This window comes from Paenibacillus tuaregi, assembly GCF_900086655.1.
GTDB classification, from domain to species: domain Bacteria; phylum Bacillota; class Bacilli; order Paenibacillales; family Paenibacillaceae; genus Fontibacillus; species Fontibacillus tuaregi.
In genome coordinates, this window is record NZ_LT575476.1 from 952,243 (window position 1) to 973,367 (window position 21,125).

Annotated in this window: 14 protein-coding genes; 12 read left to right on the forward strand and 2 right to left on the reverse strand. The window is 51.4% G+C overall.

Translation table 11 applies throughout. The features are described 5' to 3' along the window. The 3 genes from BN6628_RS04430 to BN6628_RS04440 form a co-directional block, all read left to right on the forward strand. The coding region (locus tag BN6628_RS04430; RefSeq protein WP_148449257.1) for an alpha-amylase family glycosyl hydrolase at window positions 1–6,232 on the forward strand (6,232 nt) is incomplete at its 5' end. A gap of 267 nt (window positions 6,233–6,499) precedes the next feature. Next, window positions 6,500–7,708, forward strand: a complete 1,209-nt coding sequence (locus BN6628_RS04435; protein WP_068614832.1) for an MFS transporter — start codon at window positions 6,500–6,502, stop codon at window positions 7,706–7,708. Window positions 7,709–7,752: 44 nt separating this feature from the next. Then, window positions 7,753–8,355, forward strand: coding sequence for a restriction endonuclease (locus BN6628_RS04440; protein ID WP_235847572.1), 603 nt, complete (start codon window positions 7,753–7,755; stop codon window positions 8,353–8,355). Window positions 8,356–8,515: 160 nt separating this feature from the next. Here BN6628_RS04440 and BN6628_RS04445 read toward each other — a convergent pair whose 3' ends face one another. Continuing rightward, a complete protein-coding gene (locus BN6628_RS04445; protein WP_068614837.1) occupies window positions 8,516–10,654 on the reverse strand; it encodes a glycoside hydrolase family 52 protein in 2,139 nt (712 codons plus the stop codon). 220 nt (window positions 10,655–10,874) lie between these two features. Between BN6628_RS04445 and BN6628_RS04450 the strand changes: the two genes are divergently transcribed. The 6 genes from BN6628_RS04450 to BN6628_RS04475 all read left to right on the forward strand — a co-directional run bounded on the left by BN6628_RS04450 (window position 10,875) and on the right by BN6628_RS04475 (window position 17,751). Beyond that, window positions 10,875–11,768, forward strand: a complete 894-nt coding sequence (locus BN6628_RS04450) for an AraC family transcriptional regulator (protein WP_068614841.1) — start codon at window positions 10,875–10,877, stop codon at window positions 11,766–11,768. Window positions 11,769–11,823: 55 nt separating this feature from the next. Beyond that, a complete protein-coding gene (locus BN6628_RS04455; RefSeq protein ID WP_068614844.1) occupies window positions 11,824–13,629 on the forward strand; it encodes a sensor histidine kinase in 1,806 nt (601 codons plus the stop codon). Further along, window positions 13,604–14,392, forward strand: coding sequence for a response regulator transcription factor (locus BN6628_RS04460; protein WP_068614848.1), 789 nt, complete (start codon window positions 13,604–13,606; stop codon window positions 14,390–14,392). Before BN6628_RS04455 ends, BN6628_RS04460 begins: the two co-directional genes overlap by 26 nt. A gap of 182 nt (window positions 14,393–14,574) precedes the next feature. After that, a complete protein-coding gene (locus tag BN6628_RS04465; RefSeq protein ID WP_068614851.1) occupies window positions 14,575–15,912 on the forward strand; it encodes an extracellular solute-binding protein in 1,338 nt (445 codons plus the stop codon). Window positions 15,913–15,966: 54 nt separating this feature from the next. Beyond that, complete coding sequence (locus tag BN6628_RS04470; protein ID WP_068614854.1) at window positions 15,967–16,848, forward strand: carbohydrate ABC transporter permease; 882 nt, start codon at window positions 15,967–15,969, stop codon at window positions 16,846–16,848. A gap of 93 nt (window positions 16,849–16,941) precedes the next feature. Then, window positions 16,942–17,751 carry a carbohydrate ABC transporter permease gene (locus BN6628_RS04475; protein ID WP_082927078.1) on the forward strand — a complete coding sequence of 270 codons (810 nt, stop codon included), beginning with the start codon at window positions 16,942–16,944 and terminating at the stop codon, window positions 17,749–17,751. 147 nt (window positions 17,752–17,898) lie between these two features. On the opposite strand, the gene BN6628_RS04480 is transcribed toward BN6628_RS04475, so the two are convergent. Further along, on the reverse strand, window positions 17,899–18,279 hold the full coding sequence (locus tag BN6628_RS04480; protein ID WP_068614857.1) for a DUF1259 domain-containing protein: 381 nt from the start codon (window positions 18,277–18,279) through the stop codon (window positions 17,899–17,901). Between the two features lie 229 nt (window positions 18,280–18,508). Between BN6628_RS04480 and BN6628_RS26385 the strand changes: the two genes are divergently transcribed. The 3 genes from BN6628_RS26385 (at window position 18,509) to BN6628_RS04490 (ending at window position 21,115) form a co-directional block, all read left to right on the forward strand. Then, window positions 18,509–18,616, forward strand: a complete 108-nt coding sequence (locus BN6628_RS26385; protein WP_204249254.1) for a sporulation protein YjcZ — start codon at window positions 18,509–18,511, stop codon at window positions 18,614–18,616. 152 nt (window positions 18,617–18,768) lie between these two features. Next, a complete protein-coding gene (locus tag BN6628_RS04485; protein ID WP_082926788.1) occupies window positions 18,769–19,413 on the forward strand; it encodes a TetR/AcrR family transcriptional regulator in 645 nt (214 codons plus the stop codon). Between the two features lie 169 nt (window positions 19,414–19,582). Then, window positions 19,583–21,115 (forward strand): carboxypeptidase M32, encoded by a 1,533-nt coding sequence (locus BN6628_RS04490; RefSeq protein WP_068614860.1) that lies wholly within the window; start codon window positions 19,583–19,585, stop codon window positions 21,113–21,115. The last annotated feature ends 10 nt before the right edge of the window (window positions 21,116–21,125 follow it).

Genomic DNA, 21,125 nt, shown 5'->3' on the forward strand with positions numbered 1-21,125 from the left:
ACCCGCCGCTCCAGCAGCTTCAGAAGCTCCAGCGGCCAAAGGGGAACTGCAGCCGGATGTTCTTGTGGATCAGCCGGGGGCGAAATCCAAGTGGGTGGTCGCGGGCAGTTTCCAAGGGTGGAATAATACCTCAAGCGCAACACAGCTTAAACATCTGGTTGGCGACTTTTATGAGTATTCCACGGTGCTGGAAGCAGGGCATTACGAATTTAAAATTGTTAAAAGCGGTACTTGGAAAGGTTTCGCCAACGATAATGACAGCAACTTTTCATTTGATTTGGCGGAAGCAGCCAAAATTAACTTCTATGTGAATGAAGCCCTGAATCAGGCTCGCATTAATATTCCGGGTGTGCAAGGAATTCAGCAGTACACACCAAAATATACTGAGGCGAATTGGCCACGGTTGACAGGGGATATACAGAAGCTGTTCCAGGAGAAGGAATGGAGTCCGGAAGAGGCTAGGCAGATGTTCGTGGATACGCATTTTGACGGCTCTGTGTTCGAACTTCAGCGCACCCTACCCGTTGGCCGGTACGAAATGAAGGTGGTTCTAGGGAACACGTGGGAGAATACTCCCTCATACGGGAACTCAACTGGAGGCAACTTTGTTCTGCAGACCATTGATCCTGCCGATGTTACCTTCTCCATTGATCTCAGCAAGGAAATGAAAGAGCTGACTTCGAATTACTTGCCTTCGGACAGTCAGTGGGACGGCAAGATTGACAAGGGCAAGCTAGCGTTCGATTCCCGCCTGGTCACTTACAAAAAGCCATTTGGCGCGATTAAGGAAGAAAGCGAAGACCTTACCCTGCGCATTGCAGCGGCAGCTGGCGATGTACAGTTAGCCAGGGCGGAACTTACGAACCCGCAGGGCGTTGCTTCAGCCTACGATATGCACACCTCAACCTCTGTAGGAGGGCTGGATTACTGGGAAGTTACCATTCCCAAGTCGGCCTTTAAAGGCATTGGGGTCTGGAATTATAAGTTCATACTTATTGACGGTGCAGCTAAAGTGGAATATGGGGATGATAATGCGCGCGGAGGTACGGGAACCACAGCGGATGAAGGTGTAGTTCCGTACGATTTAACCGTCTATAAGAAGGACTTTACGACACCGGACTGGATGAAGAATGCGGTGGTGTATCAGTTATTCCCGGACCGGTTCTTTGACGGGGACCAGTCGAACAACCGGGCCAAAATTGTAGATGGCTACCGCGGGGGTGAGGCTCTTCCAGGTGAGACCTTAACGACCAAGAACGGTCATAAGCTTCAATTCTTCGACGGTGGGGTTCCCGATGATCCAGCCCCGGAGCAGGTAGCCGGGAAATGGCCGCATGTTCCGGAGAACCCTGACCGGACCAAGCCGGAGAATAAGCCTTATTTTCCGAATGCCACCACGGACGGGATTTGGACAAATGAATTCTATGGCGGGGACATTCAAGGGGTTGGCCAAAAGCTGGATTATTTGAAATCCCTGGGGGTTACTGTAATCTACTTCAATCCGGTGGCTTGGGCAGCTTCCAACCACAAGTATGATGCGACAGATTACAAGCATCTGGATCCGATGTTCGGAGAGCCCGTATACAATACCCCGGGAGACCCTGCGTCAGGACTTGACTATGAGAAGACACGGGTAGCCTCGGACCGGGTATTTACCGAATTCGCGAAGCAGGCCCGAGCCAAAGGCATCAAGCTGATCGTGGACGGCGTATTCAACCATGTCGGCGATGACTCGATCTATTTCGACCGGTATGAGAAATATCCGGAGATTGGGGCCTATGAATATTGGTCCAAGGTCTATGACAGGATGAATGCCGGGAAAACACAAACTGCTGCTGAACAGGAAGTCATCGATTCCTTCACTTCCCAGATCAATCCGGCAACAGGCAAGAATTATGTGTACCCGGATGATTTTGATTTCACCCACTGGTTCAAAGTCACCAATGAGAAGGTGGATGGGCATTACAAGTATGAAGGCTGGTGGGGATATGATTCCTTGCCTGTCATTGATGCGCCGGAAGCCGCGGCAGGGGATGCGGATGGGCTGGCGGGTAACCATGAATGGAACGTGCAGGGATACCGCGATCAGGTGATCGGCCATGATTTGACGGGGATGTCCGATACGGAGGCTGCTTCGAAGATGCAGTATGCCAATTCCCAACGCTGGGAATGGCTCGGCGCGCGCGGCTGGCGCCTTGATGTGGCTCCGGATGTATCCGCGGGGACCTGGGAGAAGTTCCGCCAGGCGGTGAAATCAACCGGAGGGCGCAGCGACGCCAACGGCGAACGCATCGACGACCCGATCATTCTCGGCGAAGAGTGGGGCGTTGCCACCAAGTTCCTGCTTGGCGACCAGTTCGACTCGGTGATGAACTATCGCTTCCGCGGTGCCGTACAGAGCTTTATTATGAACGGCAACGCCCAGCAGTTCAACGATGCGCTGGAATCGATCCGCGAAGACTATCCGAGGGAAGCCTGGGAAGTGATGCTGAACCTGGTGGATTCCCATGATACGATCCGTTCCATCACAAAGTACGATAAACCTAATTGGGAAGAGGAGCACTTGGAGATTGCGCCGCCCCCTACGGACCAGGCCATTCAGAAGCAGGCTCTTACGGCTATTTTCCAGATGGGGTATCCGGGAGCCCCAACAATTTATTATGGGGATGAAGTGGGGCTTGAGGGCACCAAAGACCCGGATTCCCGCAGAACGTTCCCATGGGAGAGAGTGATGGGTTCTGACGGACAATACAGCGGTACGGGGCGGTATGAAAGTCTGTTTAACACCTATAAACAAGCAGCAGAAGTGCGTAATACGAATGAAGTGTTCCGTACGGGCGATCTAAAAGTTGTTTATAATAAGGGCGATGTGATTGCGTACGCCCGCAAGACGGACAGTACAGCAGGATTGGTTGTTATTAACCGCGGCAGCTCGGATGCTTCGATAGCTGCGGATGTGACCGGATATCTGCCAGACGGGGTGAGCCTGACAGACCAGTTGGGCAGCAAAGCTGCGGCTGCAGTAGTTCAGGGCAAGATCAGCCTGACCGTCAAAGCCATGAGCGGCATGATGATGACTTCAGATTCTGATCTGACAAATGTGCCCGTAGTGTCCAACCTGAAAGCGGCCCCGGGCAACGGTTTAGTAACGCTTACCTGGGATGCTGTACCGGGTGCTGCTGAGTATCGTGTCTATCGTGCGCCGCTTGAGGGAGGCGAACTTGAAGTTGTTGGAAGTGTAACCGACAGCTCATGGACGGATACAAAAGTTAATAACGGCACGAAATATTATTATACAGTGACCGCAAAGACCTCCAGTGGGGAAAGCAGCTTGAGTGATTATGTATCAGCAACACCATTTTTTCCTGTTCAAAGTGTGGAAATTTCGCAGCAGTCCAATTCTGTAGTGCTGGGGGCAGGGAATAAAACCTCGGAGATTCAGGTGACTCTCGATATTCCCGGGCTCACAGATAACATGAGTTTTACCGGAAAAGAAGCACCTGGTCTTATTGCGAAGCTTGCATACTACAAAGAAGGGACATCCAAAGACAATGCTTCCGAAGTGAAGCTGCGTTACAAGAGTGATACCTCTGATGGTAAAAAGGTATATTGGGCGGTGTTTGAGCCTACAGAAGCAGGCACTTACTATTATTTTGCCCGTATATCCACGGATAATGGTCAGAAGTACACGGATTCTGCATCGTCTTATGTCGATGTGCAGGCCGACGAGAATGATACCACAGCTCCAGCGGCTCCTGAACTGAGCCCGATCCAAGTTGAATCTAGTCGGGTACAGCTGAGCTGGACTGAAGAGGATGACACTGTATACCAGTATGAGATCTACCGGAATGCCGGAGGAGCGGAATACAAGAAGATCGCTACCGTGGACAAAACGGCCAAATCCTATGTGGACCTTACGGTAAGCAATGATACAGCTTATACCTACAAAGTTGCGGCCGTAGACAGCTCCTATAACCGGGCATATTCCAATGAACAGGCTGTAACGCCTAAGCTGGTAATGGTTGACGTCAAGCTTCGCGTGCACCTGCCTGGGTATACGCCTGCAACAGACGATATTTATATTGCAGGAGATTTCAACGGCTGGAACCAGGCCGGAGGCAAGCTAAACGTGCCGAGTGGTGCGACCACCCGGGATGTGGTGGAATACAGCTTTAAGATGATGGCCGGCAAGTCCCTCCAATATAAATACACCAGAGGCACTTGGGCCACCGAGGCATTAACCTCCCATAACCGGAAGGCTAATGACACAGAGGATTACAGTAACTATGCGTATTCCTCCACAGACACGAACATGAAATTAACCGTGAAGAACGAAGGCAGCAACCAGATGGTTGTCGATGATTATATCCTCAGGTGGGTGGATATGCCGATGATTGTGACGATGCCGCGCATCTCTTATGGGGATAATATCACTTATGAAACCACGGACAACAAGTTTACCTTAAAGGCCAATGTGCCTTACGGTGTGAAGTTCACCATTAATGATCAGCCGCTTCCGCCGGGAGCCATGGATGCCCAAGGCAATGTGGAATTGAAGGATATTCCGATTAACCCTGGCTCCAATAAATATACGCTGCATATTGAACCGTCAGCTGAAACCTTGAATCTCCCATGGTACGAGGATAAAGGCAGAGCAAGTCAGGCTACGAAGAGCTTAGAGCTGAGCATCACCCGCAAAGATGCTGGCGGGAATCCGGACCCTGTGGCTGTTACCGGAGTCAAGCTGGACCAAAGCAGGCTTACGCTTACGGCCGGGGGAGCTACAGGTCGCTTGAAGGCGACGGTAGAGCCGGAGGGTGCTAGCGATAAGACGGTTGCTTTCACATCCAGTGATGAGACTATCGCGAAGGTGGATGCGAACGGTGTAGTTACTCCACTAAGGCCGGGAACAGCTACAATTACGGTGACAACCAAGGATGGAAGTCATCAGGCATCCTGTGTAGTTACAGTTACAAGTGCTGGCCATGGTGGGAACAACGGAAGTGAGGGCAGCAGCAATAACACGAATTCAGGAAATAACAGCAATCCAGGAAGCAGCAAGGATACAGATAACAAATCGGTTTCGGTTACCGAACAGCAGCTTAAAGACGCTTTAAACCGCTCAATCACTTCTGGCAGCAGGGTGGTTAAGATTGAGGCCGGGTGTTCTACTCGTATACTTCTGCCTGTTGACGCAGCCAGCTTGCTTGGTGACAAGCCGCTTGAGGTTGCACTCGGCAGCGATTCGATTGTGATTCCAAGCAAGGTGCTGTCTCAGCTTGTTCAGCAGGCTAGTACGGCAGGCACAGCAGGCACAGCAGGCACAGCCACAGCTGCGGCTGGCGCACAGATCCAGCTTCAGGCCGAGCCTCTGAGTGATCAGGCTGCCCAAGCGCTTGTATCCAAGGCGGACAGCAGCCAGACCAAGTTGAAGGCAGCATCCCGGATCTATGACTACCGTCTGCTCCTGATTAACAGCAGCGGTAAGGCAATTGCCGAGCTGAACCGATTCGATGTGCCGCTCCAGCTTACATTCAAAGTAGCGGCCAATGCGAATAAGAACAACATCGGCGTGTATTATCTGCCGGATAAGGGGCAGGTCGAATACATTGGCGGGAAGCTGAAAGGCGATACCCTGACGGCTGAGATTCACCATTTCTCGAAATATGCGGTGCTTGAAATGAACAAGAGTTTCACGGACCTTCCTGCCGGACACTGGGCCGAGAAGGCAGTCCAGTCGTTAACTGCGAAGCATATTATTAAGGGTACAAGCGAATCTGCATATGAACCTGACCGCAGTATTACCCGCGGTGAATTCGCAGCCCTGATTGTGCGGGCACTGGAACTAAAGGCGGTTCATCCAGCCGGGTTCACGGATATTTCGGTGAACGATTGGTACGCAAGCTCGATCGCCGCCGCGAATGAGGCGGGAATCGTTCAGGGCCGGACTGCATCCCGGTTCGAGCCGAATGCGGTGATCACACGTGAAGAAATGGCTGTGGTGCTGGTTCGCGCGTACGACGTATTGAACAAAACAAAGGCCAGTCAAGCTTCAGAGCTTGCCTATACCGATGCCAAAGACATCAGCAGCTGGGCCGTGGATTCCATCAAGACAGCTTCGGGCCTTGGCCTTCTGAACGGTCAAGGAAACAACCGATTCATGCCTAAAGGCAAGACCACCCGGGCGGAAAGCGCTCAGGTGATCTATAAGCTGCTTAGCAGTCAGAAGTAAGCAGCCCAAATCTTAATAACGGTAACGGTAGTAACGATAGCGTTGAGGTCAATGTATGTATTCTGGATACAGCCGCATCTCATATTAGATTGTGGTAAAGGTGACACCCGTACTTCCCTTGATAGGAAGGCGGGTGTTTTCTTGCTGCCCGTGAGAGAGGATGCCCAGGTATCAGGGCTAGACATACATATAACGCAGGCACACTCTCTTGACGCAGGTGGTATACTGCCTACAGATAGAGAGACATATAATAGAAGGAGAGACAGCATGGAATTATCCGTACATAACCAACCTCAACCCTCCCCGAACCAAGAGCGGTTTCCGCTTTCTCTGCTGTGCCTTACCCTTGGTGCTTTTGCCATTGGGATGACGGAATTTATTATTATGGGTCTGCTGCCGAATGTTGCACACGACCTGAGCGTGACCATTCCCCAGGCGGGCCAACTCATTACGAGCTATGCGCTTGGCGTGGCTGTAGGAGCCCCGCTGCTGACGGTATTAACCCACCGGATGCCGCAAAAAAAGCTGCTCGTTCTGCTGATGGCGATCTTCATCGCCGGGAATGCATTTTCAGCCATAGCCCCGACCTATTTCCTGCTCATAGGAGCAAGAATTGTAACTGCTTTGGCTCACGGCACATTTCTGGGTGTCGGCTCCCTGATCGCCTCCCGGCTGGTCCGGCCGGACAAGCGGGCGGGCGCCGTGTCTATGGTATTGGCCGGATTAACCGTAGCCAATATTATCGGCGTTCCCTTTGGAACATTTATCGGCCAGCAGCTTGGCTGGAGATCTTCCTTCGGAGCGATCACAATTCTTGGACTCATCTCGCTGCTCGGGATTATCCGGTTCATTCCGGTTATCCGCCAGGACCAGCCGTCCAGTCTGGTTCAGGAATTCCGCAGCCTCATTCATCCGCAGGTGCTGCTGATGCTTCTTACCGGAGCGTTCGGATGTGCGAGCTTGTTCTCCATGTTCACCTATCTGACTCCGGCCCTGGAAATGATCAGCGGATACAAGGAGCATGAAGTGACCTGGATTCTAGTGTTATTCGGAATCGGGGTTACGCTAGGCAATCTTGTGGGGGGCAAGCTGGCCGATTGGAGGCTTATGCCCTCCCTCATCATAAATTTTGCTGTGCTAGGCATCATTCTGGCCGTATTAACATTCACACTCCATAATGCGGTTTTGGCTGTTATTACCGTATTCGTATGGGGAGTTGCCGCCTTTGGCATTATGCCAGGCGTTCAGGTGCGCATCCTTAACCTGGCTCACAAGGCCCCGCTGCTTGCCTCCACATCCAGCCACTCCGCTTTGAATCTGGGCAATGCAAGCGGAGCCTATCTGGGAGGTCTTGTGATTACGTATGCAGGGCTGCCCAATGTGCCATGGCTGGCCGCAGGGCTCGCGTTGTTAGGGTGTGGAGGAGCAATTTTAAGCTATTCCATAGAGCGACGGGGGAAGAAACAAACGGATTGATATAGCAGACTGGGGACGGGTCAACAGGCAAAAGGAGGATAAACGTGTTCGGCTCTTACGAAATTTATATCGCTGCACTGCTGGTCATCATCGTCGTTGGCCTGATTATTCGGGGGCTGGTCAAGCGAAAAAGCATCTACAACCGAAAAGGCATTATTGATCCCATGAAGGTAAGCATCAGGGATATTGACAAGATGGAGGACGGCAAGGAGTTTGAAGAGTATCTCTATCGGTTGTTCGTGGCCCTGGGATATGAGGATGCTTATAAAACCGTTGGCAGCCGTGATTTTGGGGCTGATCTTGTATTTACAGACCGCGGGGGAAGCCGGAATGTCATTCAGGCCAAGCGTTATGCCGAATCCAATCCGGTGGGTCTAAGCGCTGTTCAGGAAATATACAGCTCGATGCGCTACTACGGTGCCCAGAAGTCGATTGTGATTGCTTCAAGCCGTTATACCGAGGCTTGCGAGATTTTGGCTGGCTATAATGGAGTAAGATTAATAGACCGTTCTGAGCTTAAAGAGATGATAGATCTGTTTAAAGCAAATGAATGGATGGAAGTCATGGATATTATTGAGGCGGAGCCTGAGCTGATTCTTGATGCTTGGGACGAAGATATGAGAGTAGAGAAGAAGGCTAGTCGTTGAGCTTGCAATATACGGTCTCCTTAATTAAACAGTAAGCCTCCTGTGATTGGAGGGCTTACTGTTTTTTACGTTTAAGCAGGGACGATGATTTGGACGGTGTACTGTGTACACCTTAAGCTTACAGCCACGGGAAGAGTCTCTTTATGGCCTCATCAGCAGCTTACATCTGCTCTTCTACATTTGCCACTTCCTCATCCAGCCATAAGATCGCTGTAACGCCGCGCGGATAATACCGGCTGCCGCAGACGGTGCCTGCCATCATCTGGTCGCTCCAGCTCCAGAATGCATTGTCTTCCCGTATCAGCCAACCCACGTGAGCCGCATCTGCGGCATGCCCTTGTTCGTCCTGTGGCAGACCGAGGATGCGTCGGGCGACGAACTGGCACAGATAAATTTTGCTCAGCCATGAATTGTCACTGGTGGAAGAGAGCTTCCACCCTCCATCCGGGAACAGGCAGATGCCCGGTTTCAGCACGGCGTAGAAATGCCGGCGGAGTGCGGTAATATAATCCCCGAAGCGCCCACCCGGATCAAGTGCATCGCTGCAGCCGGTGAACAACGGGAACACGAGCCCTTCGATGGCAGGAATAATCCGGGAATCATTACCCTCCTGGATCACGGCAGGAATGTAGCCCTCAGAAGTGGCCTGGGCCGTGATCGTTCGTGCACAGCGCTCGGCCTGTTCCCCAGCAGTACGCTTCAGGTCTTCCCGGCCGTTCTCCGCAAAGATGCGCTCCATCGCCACATAAGCCGCCCAGCACTTCCCGGCCAGATAAATGTTGTTGCGCGCCTGGCCAAGGGAGACATCGAGGCTGTCATAGGTTGTAATCTCCGCTCCGCCCATCGTCCGGGAGCTGTCGAGGCCCATAATGCCATTTCGCTGAGCCGGGTCAGGATGATCCCGGTTAACCATGCTTTCCAGGCATTGCTGAAGCAAGATGATATTCCCTTGCAGCCACTCCAAATCTCCAGTCTGATTGACATAAACCGCTGCAGTAAGCACCCAATTCACTAACTGCTCCTGGGTCATATGGGAGAAGCAGTCCCTGATGGCGTGCTGCTCATAGGCCGAGTAGCCTGGCCTGGAGAAGGAATTGGCTACCCCCATGTCATGCGTAAAGCTTACACCACCGGGATAGTCCGTATCCTCTCCTGGAAAGCGCACGGTGTCCTCGTATTTATAACGGGAGGTGAACAGGTCCAGTTCACTACGAACCGTCCACGGGTTCATTTTCAACTCAAAGAACAGCTGGTCCACTGTCAGATCGAAGGTGTTCATCATCCGGTACTCACCCTCGTTCACGATCCAGAGCGGTTCATCCCCGCAAATTAACAGTTCCGTGCTGCCATAATAGCTGCGGATGGCGTGGGCCAGCATAAATTTCTGGTTGTCCGACAGAGCGGAGGAGGCGATAAGATCATCATTTCGGTAGGAAATCTCCACTTTGCGGTCAAAATGCTCCAAGGCATAAGCTGCTACTTCCTCAATATTGGCGAAGTAACGGGTATAGAGATAAGCCGCATCCATTCCCGTAGTTACCAATCCTCCCCGGTAAAAGCATAGGGCGAACCGGTAAGTCTCCTTCTTCCCAGCGGGGACATCCATAAGCAGGGCGCCTATTGGCCCCAGGCCGAAGCGCAAATTCTCCTCGACTTCGGGCTGCAAAATATTCTCGATTGTAAAATGTCCTGCACTGCGCACACGCGGATCACAGGCGGCCAATGCAGTATGGCGCCCCTGTCCTACCCCGCAGAGCTTGCCGCCGGTGGTATCCTCCAGCCGCCGCACTGCCGTGGAGGGGTCCGTCCCCTGGAAGCCGAAGAAGGCCCGGCGTGTCTGCCCGCCTGATGTATTGTCCACGGTGATCTCCGCAAGCACCGCCGGCAGCAGGGCAAACCGCAGCTCCTCCTCATCCGCAGATTTCGGATCAGGCACGGAATCAAACGGCGAGTACAAGCGGAATGTGAGATCTCCAGCCGTCCAAGTGTCCGTGCCCGCGCTGAAAGTCCGCCGAATCTCTGCCTGATCAAAAGGATGGATGCTGAAATCCGCTGACGCCGCCACCGGGCCTTCATTTCCGGCTGTATACCGGGTGGATTCATCCCCAGCCTGATCGTAGAAGGGCAGGGTCCGGTAGCTGTTCCCATCCTGCTCCTGGAGGCCGATATAAATATTCTGCTCAGGGGGTCTGCCGAATTCCAGATCGAAGCCTCCGCTTCTCCCCGGGAAGCCAAGTGTAAAGCTTGCAAACGCGCCGACCGGGGCGTGATGGGCGTTGAAGAATTTGTGTTTATCCATTTTAACTACCTCCTATCCAATGACAAATGAATGTGATATGTTCATAATAACTAGGTATTAAAGCGCTTTCTATACCCATACTCGGAGAGTATTTATCCAAATTGAGCAAGAATGAAAGCTATTAGATGGAGGTAGGAGAATCGTTGGAGGTGGATGGTTGAATGTCATTAGACGAAAGATCAACAAATAGTTGGCAGTCTTGTTTGAGAGGAGATGGACAATGAGAGCAGAGGACGAGTATCAGATCCAGGAAGTGATGCTGCCCGATATGGAATCGACCTTCCGAATCTTTGCCGCCCACTGGCGCAAGGTGACAGAGGAGTGGACCTACCCGCATCATACACACCCGCTGTTTGAGATTAATCTGCTGCTGGAGGGCAGTCAGAAGATGACCGTGAATGGCAAGGAATATGTGCAGCATCCCGGTGATATCATGCTGCTGAAGCCGGAGGATGCACATGAGAGCCGGAATGGGGGGCCGGGAGCAATGACCTACTACTGTATTCACTTCGACTCCGACGAGCGTGCCTTAAGAGAGCTGCTCCTTCGTGACGAGCGGCGTGATTTCACGCACGATAGTCCGTTCGCCCGTGCCATCCGGCCAAGTCTGGATAAGCTCATCTCGCTTGCTCTGCATGAGGGCGAATGGAAGCTGCAGACCAAAATGATCACACTCTCGGTTGTGTTCGAGCTGTTCGGGGCCATCACCGGCTGTCTGTCGGAGCAGGGCAGCATGGCTCCGGCGAATCAGCGCTCATCCCGCATTGCAAAGACCATTGCGGCAAGCCTGGAGCGCGTAGTTGCGGAGCGGGCAGAAGGGGAAGCGGCTCTGGACGAGGATACGGGAGAGACGGTTCAGTCGGTCATTTCGGGTCTTGGTTACAGCCCGTCCGCCTGCTCCCGGATGTTCCAGAGCGTGTACGGCATGTCCCCCCGTCAGTATCTGTCCCAGCTTAAGCTGAAGAAAGCCAAGCTGCTGCTTATGCAGCCTGAGCTGTCTGTGGAGAAGATTTCCCGTCTGCTGGGATACGGGGATATTGCCCATTTCAGCCGCCAATTCAAACGCTGGACAGGAGAGCCGCCCGGGAAATTCAGAGCACGCAATCATATATAAGCAGTCATTGTTGTGAGTGAAAGTTAAAGATTGAAGCTATAGGGGAAGGGCGGAGATGATGCTGGGGCTTCAGAAGCTTAACACGCTGCGCAATCAGATTTTTATCGGATTCTTTCTGGTCGTGCTGGTCATCTTTAGTGTGGCCGGATTCTTCATCTATGACCAAGTTTCTTCACTGCTTAAGAACAATGCCGAGAAGCATATCCAGCAGACGGCCGTTCAGGCGGGCGGTCGGCTGGACGCGCTGATGACTCAGATTGACAGCCTCACAGCCCAGGTGTCTGGGCATCCGTATGTCCAGCAGCTGCTGCTGGACAAGGTGAACGGGCGGGCGATCACCTTCAATCGGCGGCAGCCCCTGCTGCAGATTGCGGGAAGCTACCAGGCGTATACGCCAGGACTGGAATCGCTTGAGCTGTATACCAATGATGGCAGTCAGGTCTACCCGATCCGGGAAGGACGCCTGGATACCCGAATTGACTCCCGGTATATTCAGGAGGTCAACAAGCAGAAGGGCCGTCTGGTCTGGATCGGAATCGACCCGGACAATGCCCAGTCGGTGCTTGCGATCCGCCGGGTCAATCTGTACGACCGCTGGTTCTCTCCCGGCGGATATCTAATTGCCCGCATTCAGCGGGGATACTTTCAACTCAATGATCCGGCTCCCGGCGGTGGGAACGGAGAGTCCATTCTGCTGGCCAATGACCGGGGGCAGCTGCTCGGCATCGGGGATGTCTCTTCCGGGCTTGATCTGACCAGTCTGCTCCGGAATAATGAACAGACCGTTATGTTCCAGGACAAGGAATATGTCATGGTGAAGCAATACTCGGAGGCGGCCAATTGGACCCTCATCATCTTGACTCCGGTCAGTTATGTCACCAAAGGAATATCTGCTTTGCGAACCGTCCTGCTGGTCTCAGGCGGACTGGCCGTATTCGGGTTCGTGATCCTGTCCTTCATCTTGTCCACGATGCTGACCAGGCCGATTATCCACCTGATCCGGGCGATGCGCAAATCCCGGCTCGGTGTGCTGACGCCAAATCCTGAACCGGTGTCGACGATGGAGCTGCGGGAGCTGAACCATTCCTATAATGAGATGGTCTATCATATTAATGAGCTGATCCGGGTTGTATACGAGAAAGAAATGCTGCAGAGCCGCACAGAGCTTAAAGCCCTGCAGGCACAGATCAATCCCCACTTCCTGTTCAATACTCTTGAGGCGTTCAATTGGTCGCTGGAAGACAAGGGGGAAGAGGAGTTGGCGGGCTTAGTTGTCGCTATGTCGAAGCTGTTTCGTTATATCATCAGCAGCTCACAGAGCAGCGAGTGGGTGACGATCCAGGAGGAGCTGGATCAGGTGGAACGCTATTTGATGTTAATCCAAATGAGACTAGGCGACAGATTAACCTGGAACATCCATGTGTCTCCGGAGACCGCGTTTGTGCCCATTCCAAAGCTGCTGATCCAGCCGATCGTGGAGAATGCGATCAAATATGGCGTTGAGAGCAAGATCGGCCCGGGTTCAGTGACTGTGAGCGTACGTCCGGCAGCGCAGAGGGGAATGATTCAAATCGCAGTACAGGATGATGGACCCGGAATGGATGAAGAGGCGCTTCATGCGCTCCGGCTTGGGCTGGAGGAAGGAAACTCTTTTGCATCCAAGAGCACAGGGGTAGGGCTGGTCAATGTTCAGCAGCGCTTAAGACTGTATTACGGCAAGAGCGGAACCGCATGGGCGGGTCTCCGTGTGGAGAGCGGTATCCAGAAAGGAACCAGGGTGTATTTTGACATCCCGGAAGAAGACGATGTGACACAAATCGGAGGGAGTGGCACAAATGCGAACCATATTGGTCGTGGATGATGAACCGAGGACGAGGCTGGGCATCAAGAAGACACTGGATATTTGGGCGAACGGGAGCTGCCGGGTGGAATGCGTGGAGAACGGGGTGGAAGCCTTGGAGTGGCTGTCTCGGGAGACGGCGCATTTGCTGATCACGGATGTGTGCATGCCGGAGGTCAGCGGTCTTGATCTGATCTCTGCCCTGAGGGAGCATCCGTTCCAGCCTGTGGCCGTTGTCATTTCCGGGCATGCGGAATTTGAATATGTTCAGGCTGCGCTGCGCCTCGGTGCGGTCAATTACCTGCTGAAACCGATTGAGAAGCAGGAACTGCTGGAGGTTGTCCGGCAGGCATTGAAGCTGGAGGAGGAGCGCAGCCGGGTCGGCATGATGGAAAGGCTGGTGGACCCAAAGCTGCTGGAGCTTGATGAGCAGCACGGAAGATTCGGCGAGCCGGTTAAGGAGGCGGTTGAGTACATCGAGAAGCATCTGGAGGAGCCGCTGACCTTGGCGCATCTGGCCGCACGCCTCCATTTGAATGCCAGCTATTTCAGTGTGCTGTTCAAGGAGCAGACCGGCATCCCGTATACGGAATATATAACCCGCAGACGCATTCAGCGGGCGAAGGAGCTGCTGGCTCAGACCCGGCTTCCGGTAGGTGAAATTGCGGAACGTGTCGGTTACCGGACGGATAAATATTTTATTAAAGTGTTCAAGCAGCAGGAGCGTGTCAGCCCGAGCCGTTACAGACAGGAGATAAGCGAAGAATCCGAACGATTAGGCTAATCCGTCTCTTACATATCGTTCTTGAACATAATTGGCTCACCACCTTCAGGGTTGTCCGCCACAATCCAATCATAGTGGAATTTTACCTAATCACAGTGACCTTATAGGGCGGGAGTCCCTTTGCTACAATCAAATTGTTAGCGGTTACACGAAGATTGATAATCATTCAAGGGGGTCAATCCATGTTCAAGAAAATGACGGTGTCCGGCCTGCTGCTGGCTTTAAGCATTCTGATAGTCTTATCGGGATGCGGAGGAGCGAAGGGGGCTGACGAGACGGGGAATACCGGCTCTAGCTCCGGCGGATCTGGAAGCGATCGGGTTACGCTGAAGATGATGCATCTGTGGCCAGCAGGCAGCTCGGCACAGCAGAACAAACTCGTGACGCAAATTATTGATCAATATCAGAAGGATCATCCCAATGTAACGATTAAGACAGAGATTATGGATAACGAGCAGTACAAGAACAAGCTCAAAGTGCTGTCGGCCTCCAATGAGCTGCCGGATGTCGGAATCACCTGGGCGGCGGGCTTCCTGGAGCCGTATGTAAAAGGGAATTTGTTCGCGCCGTTGGACGATATCCTTGGCGGGGCACAACTGAAGGACAAATTCGTGCCTGGTACAGCCGAAGCTTATGCGATTAACGGCAAGACTTATGCGCTGCCGATTGAGCTGAATATCACGCCAATCTACTACAACAAGGATTTGTTCGCAAAGCACAATTTGCAGATCCCAACCACCTATGAGCAATTTAAGCAAGTGGTCAAGACGCTGTCCGAGGCGGGAGTGGAGCCGATTGCCCTCGGCAACAAGGACCGCTGGACAGGTTCCTTATGGTACATGTATCTGGCTGACCGGATTGCTGGCAGCGATACGCTGAAGAAAGCGATGGACGGTTCAGGCAGCTTCGAAGATCCGACTCTGATTCGGGCTGCCAGCGAGGTGCAGAGCCTTGTAGACATGAATGCCTTTAATAAAGGGTTCAACGGCTTGTCCAACGATGAAGGCAAATCGGAATTTATGAACGGCAAAGCCGCGATGTATCTGATGGGAACGTGGGAGATTCCAAACTTCACCACAAATCCGGACATTCCGCAGGAGTTTAAGGATAAGGTAGGCTTCTTCAAGTTTCCTACTGTGGATGGCGGTAAAGGAAGTGGGGACAGCTGGGTTGGCGGACCGGGAGTGGGGTTATTCGTGGCCGAGAACTCGAAGGTGAAAGAGGAAGCCAAAAAGTTCGTAGAGTATTTCGTCGCCAAATGGGGTGAGCAGTCCGTAAAGGATGCTGGTGTGATTCCGGCAACCAAGGTGGATACGGCGAATATGAAGCTGCCGCAGATGTATGTGGATCTGCTTGGTGAACTGAACAAGGCAAGCAATATTACGTTATTCGCGGATGTCCAGCTGAAGCCTGATGCTGCACAGACGCATCTGGACATGATTCAAGCCTTGTTCGGCAAGGCTGTGACGCCGGAAGAATTCGCCAAGAAGCATCAGGCGGCGGTACAGGCGGGCAAATAGCCCGCCCGCTTCGCTGACCAGCCGAGTCCAAGTAGAGAAAGAAGTGAATTCCCCATGGATAAAGTGATGTCCAACAAAGGCGTGATTGCGCTGTATGTGCTCCCGTCACTCCTGCTGCTGCTCTCCATTGTCTACATTCCGATCGTGCTGACAGGGTACTATGGACTTAACAAATGGGACGGAATTAGTCCAATGTCCTTTATCGGGTTTGATAACTATAAAACGCTGGTTCAGGACCAGGCATTCTGGCAGAGCGCGTATCATTCCCTGCTGCTGGCTGTGTTTTCTGCGATCAGCCTGATCGGGTATTTGGCGATTGCCCTGGTGCTCTCGGGAAAAATCAAAGGCGCGAATCTGCTGCGTAAAATTTACCTGATTCCCATGCTGCTCTCCTCCGTGGCCATAGCACAGCTGTGGATCAAAATCTATCATCCTTCAAACGGGGTACTGAACACGTTTCTGAACTCTATTGGAATCAGTGATCCGCCTTCGTGGCTGGCTGATCCCAAGGTTGTCCTGTTCTCTTTGTTCGTGCCCATTGTATGGCAGTATGCGGGATTCTATATCCTTATCTATTATGCCGGGCTGAAGAATATCCCGGAAACGCTGACAGAAGCGGCGCGTATTGACGGGGCTAACAGCTGGCAGATTGCTATGCGGATCAAGCTTCCGCTTGTAACTGAAATAATTAAGGTAACCGTCGTGTTATCTGTGGTAGGTTCTTTGAAATATTTTGACTTAATTTATGTAATGACGGACGGAGGACCTAACGGTGCCAGCGAAGTAATGGCTTCGTATATGTACCACAAAGCGTTCCGCAGCTTTGACTTCGGTTACGGCAGCGCCATCGGCTTCTTCCTGCTCCTGATCTGTCTGCTTGCCACGTATCTGATCCGGAAGGCTACTGCCACCAAGGATACGGTTCAATTTCACTAGGGAAAGGAGAGGATATTCGTGAAGACGGAAGTGATACCCGCGTATCCGCTCGGAGCCCCTGGTGCTGCTCGGCAGGCAGGACGCAGAGCCGGTATGGGGCTAATGTATTTGGCGCTTATTCTTGTGGCTGTTCTTCAGATTCTGCCGCTGATATGGCTCATGCTGTTCTCCCTGAAGAATAACCAGGAAGTGCTTGGCGCTCCACCGTTCTCAATTCCCACGAACCCTCATTGGGAGAATTATGTGAATGTGTGGGAGAGCGGGAACATTGGTGTTTATTTTCTCAACAGTGTATGGATTACGGCAGGTGCGGTGATTCTGACTGTACTGCTCGCCAGTTTTGTGACGTATGCGGTAACCCGGATGAAGTGGAGGGCACGCTCGTTTGTCCTGGGCTTGTTCATGGTGGGTCTTATGATCCCTGTACACTCCACACTGATTCCGTTGTTCAGCACATTTCAAAAGCTGCATCTGATTGACAATCCGAGCTCGCTGATTTTATCGTACACCGCCTTTAATTTGCCAACGACCATTATGATTCTTCTGGGCTTCTATTATGCGCTGCCCCGAGAGGTGGAGGAAGCCGCCATTATGGACGGCTGCTCGGTCAACCGGATGTTCCTTAGGATCATCCTGCCCATGACCTCTTCGGTGCTGGCAACCACGGGGATCATCAATATGATCTATAACTGGAACGAATTTATCTTCGTGAATACCTTCATTAGTTCGGATGTATACAAAACGCTCACAGTCGGAGTTCAGAACTTTATCGGACAGTATACGACTGATTGGGGGGCGATCGGAGCCACATTAATGATCAGCATTCTGCCGATCCTGCTGGCATTCCTGATCATGAGCGAGCGGATTGTGGAAGGAATCTCCGCCGGATCTGTTAAAGGATAGAGCTTTGTGCAAGCTGGCGCCGGGAAGCTATACCCGCGCCAGCTTGCCTCATTACCTTGCAAGTTTGCTTCATTACCTTATAGTTTTTTTTCAGTTATCAATTAGGATCTGCCTCTAGAGAGCTTAGTGATTCAGCAGTCCACGGGATTATTTAAGACGTTTAATAATGGATGCTAATTTTCTGGCAAAGACAATCGGATTTTCGACTGATTCAACATGCACGTACATCAGCCGGGGTTTGTCAAACAGCCAGTGATTGTGCACTGCGGTTACTCTTAATCCTAGTTTCACGGCCTGACGGATAAATGACTGAACTTCCCTCTGTAATAAGGTGATTTCCCCCGTATTCAGGGATTTTCCATTTTTCAAGGATTGAATTACAATTTCATGCTCAGTATCGTACTTCTTTCCCAGGATCGTGGCATTCAGGTTGCGTTTAACTGTGATAGAGCATTCGTTATTCTCATGCTGTCCTTTTCCACCAAGAATACGTGCCAGACGCCGGCAAAGAGTCTCTGTAATCCCCATTCAGCTCATCCTCTCTCTTTCAGAAGTAATACAGCATACTCTTCCGAAAAAGATAGAGTGCTAGACAGAATTATCATCTTTAACTATTGCATAGACTTCAGCATTCAACTGGTAATTGCAGCACCTAAAGTTCCGGATTTATGTTAAAGCCTTTACCAAAAGTATGTGTCTTACATAAATTGTATAGTTCCCAAGGGGGCATAAGCAGAGCGTAAAGGAGGAGAGGTTGATGAGTGAAGCAGCTGGAGGATATGGCGGCGGAATGTTTACATCTACTGGAGCAATTCTGGTTCTTTTCATATTGCTTGTGATTGTCTCCAAAACAATTCTTTATTAATTACATTGATTAACTCATTGCTCGAAACCCAACCCCCGCTTGGTCTAATTCAGTGGGGGCTTTTATATGCCATGCGCTTTGGCTGGGATGGAGATCCAGAGATGAGGGTTTGTACAGGTGTAAGTTCTGTGCTAAATTGAACTGGATGATATATGATCGCTACCCAGGAAGAGGAGGTGGCTGATGTGCCGCCTGTGGTATCCGAAGATTATAAAGTAAAGAAGAAGCAGGAGATTCTGTCCAGCGCGCTGATTTGTTTTGCCAAGAAAGGCTATCAGCAGGCTACGATGGATGATATTGTAGAGCATTCGGGTTTTAGCAAAGGTGCCATTTATAACTATTTCAAATCAAAGGAAGAAATTTATTTTGAGGCTGTGAACGAGAACACCTCCAGCATGCATAATACGGTGAAGGAGAAGCTGGCACAGCTGTTCACCTCATTGGATAAGCTGGCCTGCCTGTTCGATACTTATATTAACAATGATCATAGCGATCCGGCTGAAAAGGCCCTGTTCCAGGTGTATTACGAATTCCGCCTGCAGTCCTGCCGGGATGAGAAAATTGCCAGCTACCTTACGCGAAGGCGCCAGGAATCCTTCATCAGTCTGATCGTGGATATTGTCCAGGAGGGTCAGAAGAAGGGAGAGATCCAAAATGAGCTTGAACCGCTCATCTTGGCGCATACGTTCTGGGGGATGATCGATGGGGCCTCTATCTGTATTGTGACAGATCCGGCATACCCATATAAGCAGGCTTTAAGCCAGATGAAAGAGATGTTTGTTGCTTATCTGACATGAAGAGGACTGCACTCTGAGCCTAATTTTGGCGTATACCGGAATTAGGTTTTTTTGTTGTATATAACATTTGGAAATAAATTGAACACAGGTAAAAAATGTGATTAAATAAAATAGACTAATGAGTCTATTTTGGATTCCGGTCTAATTTTCTTTTTGGGAGGCTTATACTATGGAACAGAAAACCCTTGATCCGGCAGTTCAGGCAGCCGTTGACCAGTACAAAGCTTTAGAAGAGAAACTCGCTCATTTCCTGAGCATATCCAGTCTGCTCGAATGGGATCAGAAGGTAACCGCTCCCAAGAAAGGCAGACCGATCTTCGCCAAAGCGATTGGCACATTCCGTACAGAGGAGTTCAAGTTGTCCGTGTCGGATGAAATGGGAGAATTGTTGAATACGCTGTCAACTCCTGAGGTATACGCGAACCTGGATGAAATTACACAGGCCCAAATTCGTGAGCGCAAGGAAGAGTACAGCCGTTCCAAAAAGATTCCGGCAGACATGTACCGGGACTATGTTGTGCTGACGGCCCGGGCCAATGATGCCTGGGAAGAAGCCAGAGAGACGAATAACTTCAGTATCTTTGAGCCCTTTTTGGAGAAGATTGTTGACTATAACCGCAAAGTGGCCGGGATCTTTGGTTATGAGCATCATCCTTATGATGCGCTGCTGCATCAGTATGAACCAGGCTTAAGCGTGGCCGTTCTGGACCCCTTGTTTGCGAAGCTCAGAGAGTCCAGTGTAGCTCTGCTGGAAAGGATTAAGCAATCCGGGAGCAAACCGAATGTCGGGATTTTTGAGCAGTCTTATGATGTGGAGCAGCAGAAGAAATTCAATCAGTATCTTCTTCCACTGATCGGGTTTGATATGAACGCAGGAAGACTTGATGAGACCGTGCATCCGTTCGCGCAGCCAATGAATACCGGAGATGTCCGGATTACAACAAGATATCTCAAGGATAATGTGCGGTCCGCGGTATTTGGCACGATTCACGAAGCGGGCCACGGCATCTATGAGCAAAATATTGATCCGCGCTTGGAGGGAACCGCTCTATCGACTGGAGCTTCTTTTGGGATTCACGAGTCGCAGTCCCGGTTCCTGGAAAATATGGTGGGACGCAGTGAAGCGTTCTGGCATCATTTTTATCCAACACTTCAGCAGCACTTCCCGGAACAGCTTGGTCAGGTCAGCCTTACGGAGTTTTATCGGGCCATTAACAGTGTGCAGCCGACAATGATCCGGGTGGAAGCGGATGAGCTTACCTACAATCTGCACATTATGATTCGTTATGAAATTGAGAAAGCACTGATTGGCGGAGAGATTGAAGTTAAAGACCTGCCGGAAATCTGGAACCAGAAGATGCAGGATTACCTCGGCATTACACCGGCTACGGACACCGAGGGCGTGCTGCAGGACGTTCATTGGTCCTTCGGAGGCTTCGGCTACTTCCCGTCCTATTCGCTTGGCAATTTGTACGCGGCCCAGCTGTTGAGTACAATCGTACGTGAGAAGCCGGATTTCTATGACCAGATTCAGGCTGGGAACTTCGCGGGAGTTCAGCAGTGGCTGAAAGAGAACATTCACCGTCACGGCAAGCTGTATACACCTGAACAGCTTATCAAGAATGTGACCGGAGAAGATTTGAAGGCGGATTATCTGGTGAATTATTTAGAAGATAAATACAGCCGGATTTATAATCTGTAACGGATAGGAG

What these genes read in the sequence shown, in the direction of transcription:
- BN6628_RS04460 (WP_068614848.1), top strand. Translation starts at nt 13,604, where the DNA reads ATGCGAACCATATTGGTCGTGGATGATGAACCGAGGACGAGGCTGGGC.
- BN6628_RS04465 (WP_068614851.1), top strand. Translation starts at nt 14,575, where the DNA reads ATGTTCAAGAAAATGACGGTGTCCGGCCTGCTGCTGGCTTTAAGCATT.
- BN6628_RS04475 (WP_082927078.1), top strand. Translation starts at nt 16,942, where the DNA reads ATGGGGCTAATGTATTTGGCGCTTATTCTTGTGGCTGTTCTTCAGATT.
- BN6628_RS04450 (WP_068614841.1), top strand. Translation starts at nt 10,875, where the DNA reads ATGAGAGCAGAGGACGAGTATCAGATCCAGGAAGTGATGCTGCCCGAT.
- BN6628_RS04470 (WP_068614854.1), top strand. Translation starts at nt 15,967, where the DNA reads ATGGATAAAGTGATGTCCAACAAAGGCGTGATTGCGCTGTATGTGCTC.
- BN6628_RS04445 (WP_068614837.1), bottom strand. Translation starts at nt 10,654, where the DNA reads ATGGATAAACACAAATTCTTCAACGCCCATCACGCCCCGGTCGGCGCG.
- BN6628_RS04480 (WP_068614857.1), bottom strand. Translation starts at nt 18,279, where the DNA reads ATGGGGATTACAGAGACTCTTTGCCGGCGTCTGGCACGTATTCTTGGT.
- BN6628_RS26385 (WP_204249254.1), top strand. Translation starts at nt 18,509, where the DNA reads ATGAGTGAAGCAGCTGGAGGATATGGCGGCGGAATGTTTACATCTACT.
- BN6628_RS04455 (WP_068614844.1), top strand. Translation starts at nt 11,824, where the DNA reads ATGATGCTGGGGCTTCAGAAGCTTAACACGCTGCGCAATCAGATTTTT.
- BN6628_RS04485 (WP_082926788.1), top strand. Translation starts at nt 18,769, where the DNA reads ATGATCGCTACCCAGGAAGAGGAGGTGGCTGATGTGCCGCCTGTGGTA.
- BN6628_RS04490 (WP_068614860.1), top strand. Translation starts at nt 19,583, where the DNA reads ATGGAACAGAAAACCCTTGATCCGGCAGTTCAGGCAGCCGTTGACCAG.
- BN6628_RS04435 (WP_068614832.1), top strand. Translation starts at nt 6,500, where the DNA reads ATGGAATTATCCGTACATAACCAACCTCAACCCTCCCCGAACCAAGAG.